Here is a 293-nt window from a genome sequence, read left to right on the forward strand (position 1 = left end):
GGTCACCACCGGCCAGGCGCGGGCCATCTGCGGGGCGAGGAAGGCCGCATCGGTGCGGGCCGGTTCGGCCAGCATCAGATACGCCTTGAGCGTGTCGTACCCCTGGCGCTGCACGGCATGGCTTTGCAAGGCATCCGCACGCACGCGCGTGATGTCGCGCAGCGACGCTTCCAGGCTCAGCCGCACCGGCTGGATCAGCAGCGTGCGGCTGACCTGCGCATACCGCGTCCACAGCGCGGCGAGGATGGCGCGATCGTGATTGAGGCCAAAGCGCGTGCTCAGCGGGGCATGCT

General features: G+C 69.6%; 1 protein-coding gene. It reads right to left on the bottom strand.

Features of this window, described 5'->3' with window-relative positions:
- Window positions 1-293: ImcF-related family protein (locus AC4HNJ_RS21785; RefSeq protein WP_490481711.1), on the bottom strand; the 293-nt coding region annotated here is incomplete at both ends.

The sequence above is a fragment of the Dyella sp. SYSU CM1112 genome, assembly GCF_058216415.1.